12 protein-coding genes are annotated in these 14,536 nt (G+C 68.7%); 9 read left to right on the top strand and 3 right to left on the bottom strand.

The genetic code is table 11. The features are described from left to right. The first annotated feature begins 49 nt into the window (after nt 1-49). The 3 genes from ABT009_RS29810 to ABT009_RS29800 all read left to right on the top strand — a co-directional run bounded on the left by ABT009_RS29810 (nt 50) and on the right by ABT009_RS29800 (nt 3,723). A complete protein-coding gene (locus ABT009_RS29810) occupies nt 50-1,633 on the top strand; it encodes an ABC transporter substrate-binding protein (protein ID WP_351301616.1) in 1,584 nt (527 codons plus the stop codon). Nucleotides 1,634-1,694: 61 nt separating this feature from the next. Continuing rightward, nucleotides 1,695-2,744, top strand: a complete 1,050-nt coding sequence (locus ABT009_RS29805) for an ABC transporter ATP-binding protein (RefSeq protein ID WP_351301613.1) — start codon at nt 1,695-1,697, stop codon at nt 2,742-2,744. Then, entirely contained in the window at nt 2,734-3,723 is a 990-nt protein-coding gene (locus tag ABT009_RS29800) for an ABC transporter ATP-binding protein (RefSeq protein WP_351301611.1), read from the top strand. Before ABT009_RS29805 ends, ABT009_RS29800 begins: the two co-directional genes overlap by 11 nt. 21 nt (nt 3,724-3,744) lie before the next feature. On the opposite strand, the gene ABT009_RS29795 is transcribed toward ABT009_RS29800, so the two are convergent. Further along, on the bottom strand, nt 3,745-4,386 hold the full coding sequence (locus ABT009_RS29795; RefSeq protein WP_351301608.1) for a TetR/AcrR family transcriptional regulator: 642 nt from the start codon (nt 4,384-4,386) through the stop codon (nt 3,745-3,747). Nucleotides 4,387-4,473: 87 nt separating this feature from the next. On the opposite strand from ABT009_RS29795, the gene ABT009_RS29790 reads away from it, so the two are divergent. From ABT009_RS29790 to ABT009_RS29780, 3 genes are read left to right on the top strand one after another with little or no spacing between them, the layout of a single operon-like run. Continuing rightward, nucleotides 4,474-5,874: a hypothetical protein gene (locus ABT009_RS29790; RefSeq protein ID WP_351301605.1), complete on the top strand. Its 1,401-nt coding sequence runs from the start codon at nt 4,474-4,476 to the stop codon at nt 5,872-5,874. Between the two features lie 15 nt (nt 5,875-5,889). Beyond that, nucleotides 5,890-7,398, top strand: coding sequence for an acyl-CoA reductase (locus tag ABT009_RS29785; RefSeq protein WP_351301602.1), 1,509 nt, complete (start codon nt 5,890-5,892; stop codon nt 7,396-7,398). A 5-nt stretch (nt 7,399-7,403) separates the two neighbouring features. Beyond that, nucleotides 7,404-8,414, top strand: a complete 1,011-nt coding sequence (locus ABT009_RS29780; RefSeq protein ID WP_351301701.1) for an aldo/keto reductase — start codon at nt 7,404-7,406, stop codon at nt 8,412-8,414. Between the two features lie 814 nt (nt 8,415-9,228). Here ABT009_RS29780 and ABT009_RS29775 read toward each other — a convergent pair. Beyond that, nucleotides 9,229-10,803, bottom strand: a complete 1,575-nt coding sequence (locus ABT009_RS29775; RefSeq protein WP_351301599.1) for a GMC oxidoreductase — start codon at nt 10,801-10,803, stop codon at nt 9,229-9,231. A 148-nt stretch (nt 10,804-10,951) separates the two neighbouring features. Here ABT009_RS29775 and ABT009_RS29770 point away from each other — a divergent pair, with 148 nt between their 5' ends. Continuing rightward, the gene (locus ABT009_RS29770) at nt 10,952-11,560 is read left to right on the top strand and encodes a TetR/AcrR family transcriptional regulator (RefSeq protein ID WP_351301596.1); all 609 of its coding nucleotides are present in this window, start codon (nt 10,952-10,954) and stop codon (nt 11,558-11,560) included. Nucleotides 11,561-11,837: 277 nt separating this feature from the next. Here the strand turns inward: ABT009_RS29770 and ABT009_RS29765 are convergent, their stop codons facing one another. Then, nucleotides 11,838-12,392, bottom strand: a complete 555-nt coding sequence (locus ABT009_RS29765) for a cupin domain-containing protein (RefSeq protein WP_351301593.1) — start codon at nt 12,390-12,392, stop codon at nt 11,838-11,840. A gap of 262 nt (nt 12,393-12,654) precedes the next feature. Between ABT009_RS29765 and ABT009_RS29760 the strand changes: the two genes are divergently transcribed. Beyond that, the gene (locus ABT009_RS29760; RefSeq protein ID WP_351301591.1) at nt 12,655-13,122 is read left to right on the top strand and encodes an RrF2 family transcriptional regulator; all 468 of its coding nucleotides are present in this window, start codon (nt 12,655-12,657) and stop codon (nt 13,120-13,122) included. Then, the gene (locus ABT009_RS29755; protein ID WP_351301588.1) at nt 13,119-14,054 is read left to right on the top strand and encodes a DsbA family protein; all 936 of its coding nucleotides are present in this window, start codon (nt 13,119-13,121) and stop codon (nt 14,052-14,054) included. The genes ABT009_RS29760 and ABT009_RS29755 overlap by 4 nt, the downstream gene beginning before the upstream one ends. Nucleotides 14,055-14,536 lie beyond the last annotated feature (482 nt).

Raw genomic sequence — 14,536 nt, 5'->3', positions numbered from 1 at the left:
AGAGCGAGAACCGTCAGGTCCCCATCCCACCGCTCAGGAAGGGTCGACGATGATCCGACGACATGGACGCTTCGCTCACCTCGCCGCGGCCTGCGGCACCACCCTGCTCCTCCTGTCGACGGCGTGCGGCGGAGGATCCGGCTCCGGCACCTCGTCAGGCTCCACCGCCTCCGCGGGCAAGCCCGTCTCCGGCGGCACCGCGCGCGTCCTGCAACTCAGCGAGCCACGAAGCCTGGACCCCGCCCTCATAGGCAACTCATGGGTGACAGGCGGCTTCGTGGGCAACGCCCTGTACGGCACGCTGATGATCAATGACACGCGGACCGGCAAGGTCCAGTACAAGATGGCCGAGGCCTTCACCACCGAGGACGGCGGAAAGACCTTCGAGCTGAAGCTGCGTGACGGGCTGAAATTCTCCGACGGGACTCCGCTGGACGCCGCGGCGGTGAAGTTCAACTGGGACCGCACCAAGGACCCGGCCATCGGGTCGTCCACCATCCAGGAGGCGTCGCTGATGGCCTCGACGAAGGTGGTGGACGCCACCACGCTCAAGGTCACCATGACCCAGCCGGTCCCGAGCTACGCGCAGGCGGTGCTCTCCACCACGCTGAACTGGATCGCATCCCCGAAGGCGCTGAAGGCGGGCCGGCAGGCGTTCGACGCCAAGCCGGTCGGCGCGGGCCCCTACACCCTCAAGAAGTGGACGCGGCAAGCCTCCATCGAACTGGCCAAGAACCCCGGCTACTACGACGCAGCCAAGCCCTACCTCGACGGCTTCACCATTCGCCCGGCCCTGGACACCAAGCAGCGGATCGACACCCTGATGAGCAGCGGCGCCGACGTGGCGATCGAGACGAACTGGAAGAACCTCGCCAAGTCGGCTGACGCGGGATACCCCACCGCCACCGCACCGCTCAACGGCGGCATGTATATGGCCATGAACACCCGCAGGGCGCCGTTCGACGACGTCCGGGCGCGCAAGGCCGTCGCCACGGCATTCGACTTCGAGACGATGAAGCAGGCCGTCTACAACGGCGAGGGCAAGGCCGCGGACACGCTCTTCGAGAAGACCTCGCCGTTCTACTCGGACATCAAGCTGACGCAGACGAACCGGGAAGCCGCGCAGAAGCTCTTCGACGAACTCGCGGCCGACGGAAAGCCGGTGTCCTTCACCTTCAAGACCTTCCCCTCCACGGAGAACAGGGCCATGGCGGAGAGCCTGCAGACCCAGCTGAGCCGGTTCAAGAACGTCGAGGTCAAGGTCAAGGTGATCGACTACGCGGACAACCTCGCCCTGCACGCCACGCACGACTTCGACATGCTGGTCAGCTCCGCCAACTTCATCGACCCGGAGACCCGGCTGTACAGCGCCTTCCACGGCGGCTCCCGCGCCAACATGTCCGGCATCGACGACGACGCGCTGAACGCCGCCCTGCAGAAGGGACGTACTGCCACCTCCACAGAGGAGCGGAAGGCCGCGTACAAGGCGGTGCAGGAGCGACTGGCCGAAGTCGCCCCGGGGGTCTTCATCGGCCGCTCCGCGCCGAGCGCCGTGACAGGCAAGAACGTCCACGGCATCGTCCTGTACGGCGAGGGCTCGCTGCTGCCCGAGGAGCTGTGGATCGCGAAGTAGCCATGCCCGCCCGGTGACTTCCGGACCCCCGTTCCACCATCCGCTCGGTAGAGGGAGCAGCATGTCGGACGAGAGGCCGCCACAGGCCGTGAGTACCCAGCCCCTGCTGCGGGTGAGCCATCTGCACACCCACATCGGCACCCCGCGGGGGACCGTGCGCGCGGTGGACGATGTGTCCCTGGACGTCGAACGGGCCCAGGCCCTGGGCGTGGTGGGGGAGTCCGGGTCCGGTAAGTCGGTCATGGCCCGGGCTCTCATGGGCCTGCTGCCGCCGCGGTCCGCAAGCTCGGGAGAGGTGTTCTTCCAGGGGCGCGACCTGCTGTCCCTCTCCCGCAAGGAGCGGTCGGAGGTGTGGGGGAAGCAGATCGCCATGGTCTTCCAGGACCCTGGCCGCTCCCTCAACCCGGTCGTGCGGGTCGAACGCCAGCTGACCGAGGGGATGCGCCGGCAGCTGGGCGTCGGCCGGTCCGAGGCCCGCGACCGGGCGGTCGGCCTCCTGCGGGAGGTCGGTGTGCCCGACCCGGAGCGGCGGCTGCGGAACTACCCGCACGAACTGTCCGGCGGCATGCGCCAGCGGGTGATGATCGCCATCGCCCTGGCCTGCGAACCCGACCTGCTGATAGCCGACGAGCCGACCACCGCACTCGATGTGACGGTCCAACGGCAGATCCTGGACCTGCTGCGCCGGGTGCAGCGGGAGCGGAGCATGTCCCTGATCCTGATCAGCCATGACCTCGCGGTCGTCGCCGGACGCACCGACCGGGTGGCCGTCATGTACGCAGGCCGGCTTGCCGAGACCGGCTCCACCCGCGAGGTCTTCGACGCACCCCGGCACCGGTACACCCGGGCGCTGCTGGAGGCCACCCCCACTCTCGACCACAAGCGGCACACCCCCCTGCGCCTGATCCCCGGCTCGCTCCCGGATCCGACGAAGCCACCGGAGGGCTGCCGCTTCGCGGCGCGCTGCACGTACGCCGCCGAGGAATGCCACGACCTCGCCCCGAACCTGGAACCGGTCGGCCCCGACCACCATGTCGCCTGCGCCAAGCCGGCGGAAGGACCCGCGGCACCCACGACGCTCGCTTCTGGAGGCGATCCCCTTGGCCGGTAGCGGCACCGCACACCTGCGCGGCGACAAGGCGCTGCTCAGCGTGGAGGACCTGGTCGTCGAGTACCCCGGCAAGGCGGGGACCGTGCAGGCGGTCTCCAAGGTCAGCTTCGATGTGCTGCCCGGGGAGACGCTCGGGATCGTGGGCGAGTCCGGGTGCGGCAAGTCCACGACCGGGCGGGCGGTACTGCGGCTTGACCGAGTGACCGCCGGGCGCATCAGGTTCGCGGGCGAGTGGATCGAGCAGGCCGACGAGCGCCGTATGCGCGCGCTGCGCCGCCAGATGCAGATGATCTTCCAGGACCCGGTGGCCTCGCTGAACCCGCGCCGCCCGGTCAAGGACATCGTCGTCGAGGGCCTGGCGATCGCGGGCATCCCGGCGGACGAGCAGGCCACGGCGTCGGCCACCGTCCTGACCCAGGTAGGCCTGGACGGCGAACGGTTCGCCGACATGCTGCCCCGGCAGCTCTCCGGCGGCCAGGCCCAACGCGTCGCGATCGCCCGCGCCCTTGCCCTGGGCCCACGTCTCCTGATCTGCGACGAACCGGTGTCCGCCCTGGACGTGTCGGTTCAAGCGCAGATCCTCAACCTCATCGAGGCGCTCAAAGCCGAGTACGACCTGACCGTCGTGTTCATCGCCCACGACCTCGGGGTCGTGCGCTCCATCAGCGACAACGTCATGGTCATGTACCTGGGCAAGGTCTGCGAGTTCGGCGACTCCGCCGAGATCTACGACAGCCCAGCCCACCCCTATACCCGGGCTCTGCTCGACTCGGTTCCGCTGACCGACCCCGACAAGGGCTTCGCCGGCCCCGCTCTCGAAGGCGACGTGCCCTCACCCCTGTCGCCTCCCCAAGGCTGCCGGTTCCGAACCCGCTGCCCACTGGCCCAGGACCGCTGCGCCACCGAAGAGCCACAGATCCACGAGGTCCGCCCCGGCCAGTACGCGGCATGCCACTTCCCTCTCCCGCCTACTGCCTAGCACGTGGCAGAGGCGGACCGCCTAACGCGGCAGCACGCCGCGCAGGAACAGCGCAACGGCGTGCTGCACGTGCCGCTCCTCCACCTCGGGCGCGCGGGTGACGCCGAACGCCGCCAGTCGGGCGGGAACCGCCGCGACGAGCGCAAGGAACTGCTCGGCGGCGATCTCGATGTCGTCCACGACGACGGCCCCCGAGTCCGCGTGCCGGCGCAGCAGATCCATGACCGCCCGCATCCGCGGCGACCAGGCCAACGTCTGCGCGCTCCGCGCGAACTCGGGAAAGCGCGCCGACTCCGTCATCGCCATCCGGCTGATACGCACGATGTCCGGGTCGACCGCACGGGCCAGCGTCGCCCGGGCGATCGCGGTCAGCCCTGCGGCCAGATCGTCGCCCTCGATCTCGGGCAGCGGCTCGTCACCGTGCCGGCGGGCCAGCGCCCACGACGTGACATCCGCGAACAGCGCCCGCTTGTCGGGATACCGGGCGTAGAGCGTGCGCTTGGTGACATCCGCAGCGCGCGCCACGGCCTCCATCGTCGTTGCGTCGAAGCCGCACTCGAGGAACGTCTCGAACGCGGCCTTCCGCAGCCGCTCCGCGAGCCGGGCCGCTTCGGCCTGGGACGGACGGCCGACGCGGGTGCGTGTCGTACGAGGTGCGCTCATCGGCAGGAGTATAGGGACCATTGACTTAAGTATACGGCAACGTATATTTATCGAGCGACGCCATCCCGCATACAGAGGGGGCAATCGATGGGCACCACCGAACAGCTCACGTCCCTGGATCCCGACAACGTGGCCGCATGGACGCAGCAGCCCTTCGACGTGCTGCTCTCCCTGCGCAAAGCCGACGTCGAGGAGGCCCAGCGCGAAGCGCTCGTCCGGCGCTTCGAAACGCTCCGCCCGGCCGTCGAAGCACTGGACAAACTGGCGGCCCGCCAGGGCGTCGACCGCATCGAGACGGTCCCCGACGTCGTGCCGCTCCTGTTCGACCATCGCGTCTACAAGAGCTATCCGCTGAGCCTCATCGAGAAGCGGCAGTTCACCCGCCTGACGAAGTGGCTGCGGCGACTGACCCTGCACGACATCACCAAGGTGCCCCTCGACGGCGTGAATTCAGTCGACGCGTGGCTCACCCGGCTGGACGAGCACGGAATGATCATCGGTCATTCCACCGGCACGACGGGCAAGTTGAGCTTCATTCCGCGGTCGCGCACGGAGTGGCCCGCGTGGAGCAACGCGTACTTCGAGGCCATGCATGCCGCGATCGGCATCGACATCCGGAAGGTGAAGATCCCCACCTTCTCGGCCGGTTACCGCTCAGGCCACCAGATGATGACGAAGATGGGCCGGCTCTTCGCCGAAGGTTCCGCCGGGGGCGAAGCAGGCCGTCACATGCTGTACGACTACCCGCTCTCGTCCGACCTGCTCTCCCTCGCCGGTCGGCTCCAGGCGGCGGAAGAGCGCGGCGAGCTCGCCACGCTCGAGATCGATACTCAGCTGCTCGAGGAGCGCAGGCAGCTCATCGAGGCGAGCCGCCACCGCGACGACGATCTCCAGCGTTGGTTCGCCAGCCTCGCCGAGGAGTTCCGCGGCAAGCGTGTACGCGTCGGCGGCACCTCCGCCGACCTGGTGCGGCTCGCGCTGAAGGGGCGCGAGAACGGAGTCGTCTGCGACTTCGCGCCCGATTCCCTCCTCATGGCCGGCGGCGGCATGAAGGGCTACAAGGACGCCCCCGACGACTGGCGGCGGCTGCTCACCGAGTTCTTCGGCATCGATCGCATCGCCAGCCTGTACGGCATGTCCGAGTGCATGGGCACAGCGCCGAAGTGCACCGAGGACTACTACCACTTCCTGCCGCACACCATCCCGATCGTGCTCGACGAGGACGCCGTGCCCTACCAGAGGAAGGGGGTGCAGACCGGGCGGCTGGCGCTGTTCGATCTGCTGGCCGAGACCTACTGGGGCGGATTCATCTCCGGCGACCGCGTGACCATCCACTGGGACGAGGACTGCGCCTGCGGCTGGAAGGGCCCGCGTATCAGCGACGACATCGTCCGGTTCGCCGAGATGGCTGGCGGCGACGACAAGATCACCTGCGCCGGGACCGCCAAGGCGTACAGCGACTTCATGGACTACGTCAGCGGGACCTGAGGAGCCGAGCCCACCGTGACCACAAAGACCAACGTGACCACTGAAGCAGCGGCGACCGCGGAAACAGACGCGGCGCCGGCTCTCGACATACCGATCGTCATTCGGGGACGCGTCATCGAACCCGGCGACGACGCCCTGGAGTTCGGAGGCCGGGCCGGCGCCCGGTTCCGGCAGGCGGACCCCCGCAAGTACGCCGGCGACCTCGTCCTCAGGGATCCCGGCGACCTGCGTGACCTGCAGGCGACACCGATCGACGAGATCATCGACTTCCTCGCCGAGTTGGGGCCGCGCCTGGACATCGACAAGAACCCGCTGATGCAGACGGCGTTCCGGCTCGCACTGGACGCCGGCGAGATGACCGCGCCCGTCCTGCGGCCGGTGTACGAGCAGTTCCCCGCCATGTTCCACCGCGACCGGCTCAGCGGCCAGGTCGACAGGATGGTGGGCAAGGCCTACCTCGACGGCTGGGTCGAACAGGGCCGCCCCGGCACCTCGACGATCCGCATCCGCGCCGTCGGCACCCGCCACCTGCACATCATCGCCGGGAACGTGCCGGTCACCGCCGGTCTGACGGTGATCCGCGCGGCACTGACGAAGGCGGACTGCCTGATCAAGACGCCCTCCAACGACCCGTTCACCGCACCGGCGATCCTGCGCACGATGGTCGAACTCGACCCGGACCACCCGGTCACCAAGCACTTCGCCGTCGCGTACTGGAAGGGCGGCGACGAGGAGATCGAGCGACAGGTCATCCGGCCCTCGCGGATCGAGAAGCTCACCGCGTGGGGCGGCATGGCCTCGATGACGCACATCCAGAAATACCTCGTCCCCGGCATCGAACTCATCGCCATGAACCCGAAGCTGTCGATCTCGATCGTCGGCCACGAGGCACTCGAAGACACCGCCGCCATGCGTCAAGCGGCTCTCGGCGTCGCACTCATGGCCGGACGCATGAACCAGACCGCGTGCTCCAGCACACGTGTCGTGTACGTCGAATGCGACGACGGTGAAGAGGACCTAGAGCGTCTGGAGGCCTTCGGTACGGCGGTACACCAGGCCTTCCTCGCCCTCCCCCCGCACGAGTCCACCGCGCCCAAGCGCCCCGATCCGGACCTCGAGGACGAGATGCGGGCCCTGGCGCTCGACGACGAGTTCTACCGGGTGATCGGGGACACGGCCAGTGCAGGCGTCGTGGTCTCCCGGACCGCGGACGAACCGGTGGAGTTCGCCGACCGCCTGGCCAATCGCGTGGTCAACCTCGTCCCGGTGCCGGACATCAGCCGCGTACCGCGCTGGGTCAGCGAGGAGACGCAGACGGTCGGCATCTACCCCGAAGCACTGCGCGAGCGACTGCGCGACGACCTTGCACTCCACGGCGTGCAACGCACGCTGCCGCTGGGCACGTCGTTCCACCAGCAGTCCCAGGCCGACCGCGAGCAGACGTTCGGCATGCCGCACGACGGCACCGAGCCCATGCGCCGCATGGTGCGCTGGGTCATCGACCAGTCCGCGGAGGCGGTGTGAGCGGCATGCGGATGCGGCGCCTCGGCCGCAGCGGCCTGTACGTCTCCGAACTCGCGCTTGGCGCGATGACGTTCGGCATGAAGGGGTGGGGGTGCGACGAGGCGACCGCTACCGCGCTCGTACACCGCTACCTCGACGCGGGCGGGAACTTCATCGACACCGCCGACGCCTACGGGACCTCCGAGGAGATCTGCGGAAGGGCCCTGCGCGGAAAGCGCGCGCAGGTCGTCCTCGGCACCAAGGTCGGCCTGCCGGTCGGCCGTGGACCGCATGACCGCGGGACAGGACGCAAGCACATCAGAGCGGCGTGCGAGTCCAGCCTGCGGCGGCTGAACACCGACCACATCGACGTGTACTGGGTGCACGTCGACGACACGGCGACCCCGTTGGAAGAGACGATCTCGGCACTGGGTGAACTCGTGCGCGCCGGAAAGGTACTCCATATCGGCGCGTCGAACCTGCGCTCCTACCGGCTGATGAAGGCGCTGGGAATCTGTGACCGGCTGGGCGTGGACCGGTTCGTCGCCTTCCAGGGGCAGTACAACCTCATCGTGCGAGGCCTGGAGCGCGAGCACTTCCAGCTTCTGGACGAAGAGGGCCTGGGCTTCGTCGGCTGGAGCCCGCTGGCAGCCGGGATGCTGACCGGCAAGGTCAAACCCGGCCGCCAGGCGGACACCCGGCTGGGACAGCGCGAGGTCGCCATCGACGCGTTGTTCAAGAACGACCGCGGATTCCGGGTGGCCGCCGTCGTGGAAAAGGCCGCGTCCGAAATCGGCTGCACACCCGCGCAGCTGGCGCTCGCGTGGCAGCGGACCAGGCCCGTTACCTCCGTCATCATCGGAGCCCGCACCATGGCGCAACTGGACGACAACCTGGCGTCACTGGACATCGACATTCCACCCGAGACCGCGGCCGGCCTCGAACGCGAGACCCGGCTCCCCGACGAGTATCCCGGGGCGTTCATCGACATCTTCCAGGGATGGCTCCGCGGCGACCGGCAATCGCTGACTGCCTGATCTGCCCAGGAGGGATCAGCCAGCGATCGCTCCAGATCAGCAGGCGACAAACGAACGTACTCGCAGTGGATTCCCATGGATGCGAACGCTAGCGACAGGGTCTGACAAGCCAGCCTGCACCGCACCCGAGCCCCGGGGATGCGCTTGAGCTGCCACTTCCGAGGGTGAAGCAGCCCTTGACCAGGCTCTGAATTCGCCTGCCGCACAACGGTGGTTCCGCGTCGCCCCGGCCGCCGGTGCGCGCAGGGTCAGGCCGGCACGGGGATACCAACCTGACCCTGCGCGCCAAGCCCGCATACCTCCCCCAGAGGGCGGGCCTGTCGACCCTCATGACGGGGTCAACTTCTACTGCGTCCTATGGGCCACGGGTGTCACCCGAGAACGCGGATGGCCTCGAAGTCAACACCCTTATGTGGAGCCGTCCTTAGGCCCGACACAATTCGGCCACGAACTGTACGCAAGGTTGCCTCCGCCACGAAAGCTCTTGCTGACCACGGCGTCTACTGGCGCAGCACGGCACGAGGATCGACCCGCGGGACCAGTTGTGCGGTCCGGAACCAGCCCCCGTCCGGCAAGTCTCCGGGCCGTCTCCCATGCTGAGGTGTCGCGCTCGAGGTCTTGGGCGAGCGGCGCATGAGGCCGCTTCCAGTGGGTGCCCCTGTCCCACGAGCAGGCGGTCGCCGCTCCGGGGCCAGCCCTTCGATGAGCCTGGCCCCCTACGCAGCGGCCCCACCTTCGCGCAGCTCGCCTCCAGGTCCGCGTCGGGCCGGCCCCTCTTGGAGCGTGGGTGCCAGGGCGACGGGTTCGGTGCCGGTCAGAAGACGACGTCCACGTCCTGGGCGATGATCTCGTCCATCGCCCGCTCGGCGACGGCTGCGATGGTCATGGACGGGTTGCACGCCGCGGTGTTCCCCGGCATCAAGGCCCCGTCGAGCACGTACAGCCCGCGGTGCCCGAGGACTCGGCCGGCAAGGTCGCAGACCGTGCCCATGGAGGCGCCTCCGAGCGGGTGCCAGGTGCTGGGTACGAGGGTTGTCGTGTCGAGTTCGGCGGCGGCTGCGCCGGCGATGCGCGTGACCCTCGTGTGGATACGCTCGGCCAACGCGGCGTCGGCGTTGGCCGGCCAGTGCAGCACGGCATCGTCCTTGACCGAGTCGTAGACGAAGTGGCCCCGTCCTTGGCTCACGCCGTAGCCGACCAGCATCGTGGTACGCAGGTTGGGCAGCGGCGGAAGCGAGGCCTGAATGACGGTGTTGGCCCGCGTCGGGTCGTTCCATTCCTTGCTGCCGTAGACGACCGGCCCGCCTTGCGGTGAGCCGAAGTCGTCCGCGAAGTTCGTCCAGGTGTAGATGCGGTCCCCGTTGGAACCCCAGTTCGTGCCCAGACCATCCGGCATGTCCGGGATGCCGCCACCGGCCGCCGCGCGCATCAGCAGCTTTGTGGTGTTGGCCGTCCCGGCGGCCATGACCAGTGCGTTGGCCGTGATGACCTTCTTCTCGAGCACCGTGCCGTCGGTGCTGATGCGGTCGACGAGGATCTGCCAGCGACCGTCCTTGGCCAGCGCGACGTCCGTGACGTTGTGCAGCGTCGCGACCGTGCAGCGGCCGGTGGCTTCCGCGCTCGCGATGTAGGTGACGTCGACCGAGTGCTTGCCACCATTGTTCACCCCCAGACTGCAGTCGCCGTTGGTGTAGGACGGCTTCATCTCGCCCTTCAGCTCCCGCAACGCGTAGGTCCAGTCGATCGGCATCGGAATCTTCGACACCGCGTAGCCGGCCTGTTCGGCGTTGCGGGCGAACACGCGCGACGCCTTGTAGGTCCTGCTGTTGATCAGCTCATCGGGTGCGGTCCCCAGTTGGAGCATGCCGGCGACGCGCGGGTAGTACACGTGGTCCATGCGGGAGTAGTCGAGCTGCTCCGGGAAGTTGGCGTTGAACACGCCCTCATCGGGCTGAAGAGTCATGCCTTGATAGATCAGGGAACCACCGCCGACTCCGGCGGCGCACATGATGTCCATCCCGATGCCGGGCACCCGCTCCAGCAGGCCGGTGTACCGCTCGAAGGGCAACGACACGATCCCGAACAGCGAGGGAGCCGAGCCTAGCCAGAAGATTCGCTTGTCCGGTGAGGTGGGGTGGGGAAACGTCTCCGCGTTGGGACCGGTGGGCCATCGGATCCCGCGCTCCAAGACGAGCACGGGCACCCCGGCCTGCGCGAGCCGCAGCGCCGTGACACCGCCGCCGAACCCGGAGCCGATGACGACGACTCGGTGCTCCTCCCTCGTCAACGGGACGCGGCTCGCCGCTGCCGAGGCCGGCGTCGGAAGGAGGGAGAGACCCGCGGCGGCGGTCGCCCCCTTGATGACGGTCCGTCGGCTCAGAGCAGTCATTCGTGGGTCCTCCGTGGCAAGAGGTGCTGGTGCGTTGCGGCGCGGTCGCAGCCGGGAGTTTACGGAGGTGAACCGAGACAAGGAACGATGTGCAGATCTCATTTACCGCCAGTAACATCCGCTTGATGGAGTCAGCGAGGACGTCGACTTGAGCCCCCACCGCACTGACGCTCGGCGCAATCGCGAGAAGATCCTGAGAGTTGCCGACGAGGCGTTCGCTCAGGGTTCCGAGGTCGTGTCCCTGGAGGAGATCGCACGTCGTGTGCGCCTCGGGCGGGCGACCGTCTACCGCCACTTTCCTGACCGGCGAGCACTCGGCCTCGCCGTCGCAACGCAACAACTCAGGATGCTGAGGCGAATCCTCAAGCAGGAGGAGACGGAGCGCCGCTCGTTCCGCGACTTGCTGGCCATGGTGCTGGCTTCGCAGGTCTCCAAGCGCCCACTGGTCCGCCTCTTCCGGGAGTTGCCGGTGCGCTACCAGGAGCGGTACGCCGATGAGCTGGTCGCGGTTCTCACCCCGGCGTTCCGGCGGGCCCAGGCCGACGGACAGCTCCGCGAGGACGTCGAACCCACAGATCTCCTGCTGGTCTTCGAGATGATCGAATCCGCAATCGCGGCAGGGACCGCACGAGCCCACCCCGGCGACCCCACGCAACGGATCATCACCGTCATCCTCGACGGCTTCGTCGCAGAGCCGGCCCCTCTGTCGCCGGGCTGTTGCACCACTGCCCCAGCAAGCAGGCCAACGCCCTCCTGATCCGTGTGCTGGAGGAACAGGGCCAGCGGGACCTGGTGTGCCATCCGCCCAGCAGGCGAGCGAGGTCCGTTTCTGGGAGACGCTGTCGAAGCCCGACGCAAGACGCCTATCCCCGGCCCCGGCGTACTGCGGCCCATTTGGGACATCGGAAACCGATCGTCCGCCGGCGGTCCCGCAGTCAACATCGCCGGACTGTGGGTTGAGGACATGCCCTGCCTGGAACCATGCTCGCCGATACCGGGCGACTGATCGGGCGCCCGTAATGGGGGGAGCGCTCTCAACCCCTGCCCGGCTCCTTGCCGAGGACATAGAGCTCGGGCAGGTTGACCACGATCGCTTCCTGGGTGCTGCGGGCGATCACCACCACGGCCTCCTCGTCGGAACTCGGGTTCTCCTCGCGGTGGGGGACGAACGGCGGGACGAAGATGTAGTCGCCGGGTGCCGTGCGGATCCGGACCTCCTCGGACGTGCCCGATGAGTCGTCGAGGAACACGAACTCCGGGTGGCCCTTCACGACGTGGATCGCCGTTTCGGAGGCTCCGTGGTGGTGGTTGGAGGACGCGGTGTCGGGGGCGACATGGGTCTGACCCATCCAGATGTGCTCGGAGCCCACATTCCGCCCGCTGATCGCGGCGAAGCGGCGCATGCCGCCGGTCTGGGCCGTGTCACCGTCGAGCCCGTCGGCGCGGATGTGATGCAAGCGGGCGTGCAGCGGCAGTTTGCTGTCGTCACCGGTGTGGTCGTGGCCGTTGTCCGGAAGGTGCGGGTGGAAGGCATCGTGCTGGGCGGGGGTGTCTTCACCGGACGGCGTGGGCGGGGTGTGCGGGGCCATGGGAGGGAGTCCTGCTCGTCGGGGCGGGCCGATGAGGCCGGGCCGGAATGGGGCGGGCGCCCGCCGGTGTTGGGCCGGGCAGAGGCTGCGGGAAGGCCGCAGCCGGGGCTCGGCAGCCGAGGGCGTGCGCAAGATCCTTGAGCTGACCGTAGAGAGCCCGGGAAATGGATGTCAAGATGTGTCCATTGCCGTCGGCCTCGCCGTTCCGCGGTCTGTGCAGGTCGGCCGACGCTGGAACCGACGCTTCGGGAAGACGGTGCACATGCAGATATCTGCCAGAGCGGACTACGCGGTGCGGGCGCTCGTCGAACTCGCCGCCGACAGTACGCGCCCGCTGACGTGCGAGAGCATCGCCTCGGCGCAGGACATTCCGTTCCGCTTCCTCAAATCCGTGTTCCGCGACCTGCGGTCGGCCGGTCTGGTGCGCAGCCAGCGCGGCTGCGAGGGGGGTTACTGGCTCGGGCGTGACGCCGGCACGATCACGGTCGCCGAGGTGATGACGGCCGTTGACGGCGAGTTCTTCACCGTGCGCGGCGAACGCCCCGAGGTCCTTGGCTATCCAGGTGCCGCGTCCGGCCTGCCGGGCCTGTGGCGCGGGGTCGAGTCCGCCGCACGGGCGCTGCTCGCGCGGACGACCATCGGCGATCTCGCGGAACAGGGAGCGAGCAAGGAGACCGAGGACGATGAGGCTGACAGGGCGCGCGACGCCGCTGCGGCCGTCACGGCATGAGTACGCGGGCTGCGGAAACGGGCGAGGCGGGGACGGGCTCCGCTGCCCGACCGCTCGTACACGTCACTGAGTTCACCGACCCTGCGTGCCCGTGGGCCTGGGGCTCCGAACCGGCCTTCCGGCTGCTGCGGCACGGCTTGGCACCTCACCTGCGGTGGCGGCGGGTGTTCGGCATCCTCTTCGACGAGGACGACGACCCCGCCCCCGACCCCGATGCCGAGGCACGCTGGTACGAGGGATTCATCAAGGGCGTCGCCGAGCACACGCACGCACCGTACGCCGCCCGTCTGCACTGGCTGAGCCGCACCAGCTGGCCCGCGTCGATCGCGGCCAAGGCCGCCGAGGCGCAGGGTGAGCGGGTGGCGGAGCGTGTACTGCGGCGGCTGCGGGAGACGACCTTCGTGCTGGGCACGCCGGCGGACACTCCGGCCGGTGTGGAGGAGGCCGTACGCGGCGTTCCTGGGCTCGACGTCCGGAAACTGCTCGACGACCGGACGACGGCCGACGCGCGTGCGGCGGTGCGGGATGACTGGGCGGAGACCCGCAGGCCCCTGGCCGAGGTGTGCGACCTGCAAGGGCCGGGACCGCACCCCGGGCGCGCCAAAGAGGTGGGCGACGGGCGCCGCTACGCCCTGCCGACGCTGCTGTTCGACGGCCCGGGCGGACGGGTCTGCGTACCGGGGTGGCGGCCTCTCCAGGAGTACCTCGACGCGGCCGCCGCGGCGGCCGGGAGACCGCTTCCCCCTCCCCGGCCTATGTCCCCTGACGCGGCGCTGAGCCACTGGCGCAGCCTCACCCAGCCCGAACTCCAGCTGCTGACCACGACCTTGGAGCCGCCGCGCGGTGCGACCGTGGTGGAGACGGCGAACGGGCTGTTGTGGCTGCACCCGGAGGAGGCCGAGACCCACCCCGCTACACGCCGGAAATGCTGACCTCGGGGCTATCGGCTTTGAGCCTCGCCCTGACGTCCGCACCTGCGTGAGTCGGTCGGCAGTCGCGACTTCAAACCCAGTCGGCGACGGGTAATTTGAACGAAAGCGCAGGTCGCCGGGGTCTCGGACAATGAGATACCTGAAGGTGTCCATTGACAGTGCGGGTGTGCAGCCGTGAGGATACGGACATGCTTTCGCTGCACCCTGGCGTGGTTTGCCGCTACGTGGATTATCTGCGCACCTCCAGCGCGCTCTGTCGCTGACCCGGTCGGTCGGCGCCCTTCGCACCTCCGGATCTCGGGATCCCGCCCAGCGCTGCCTCGTTGCACAGCGTCGCAGCCAGGGAAGGGCCTCGTGGTCTGAGGGACGCATCGCGGTTTGAAGACGCATCAGCGCTTTTGCATCAGATGATCTGTGCCTGGGCAGCGCCCCTCTGACGCGGAGTGTGGTGCGGTCCGTCCCCGCCGTCACTCAGGCGCTCC

This window comes from Streptomyces sp. NPDC002896 (assembly GCF_040295225.1).
In the GTDB taxonomy this organism is placed as follows: Bacteria; Actinomycetota; Actinomycetes; order Streptomycetales; family Streptomycetaceae; genus Streptomyces.
The sequence above is the reverse complement of the archived record's forward strand: the minus strand, read 5'-3'. Positions and strand labels throughout refer to the sequence as shown.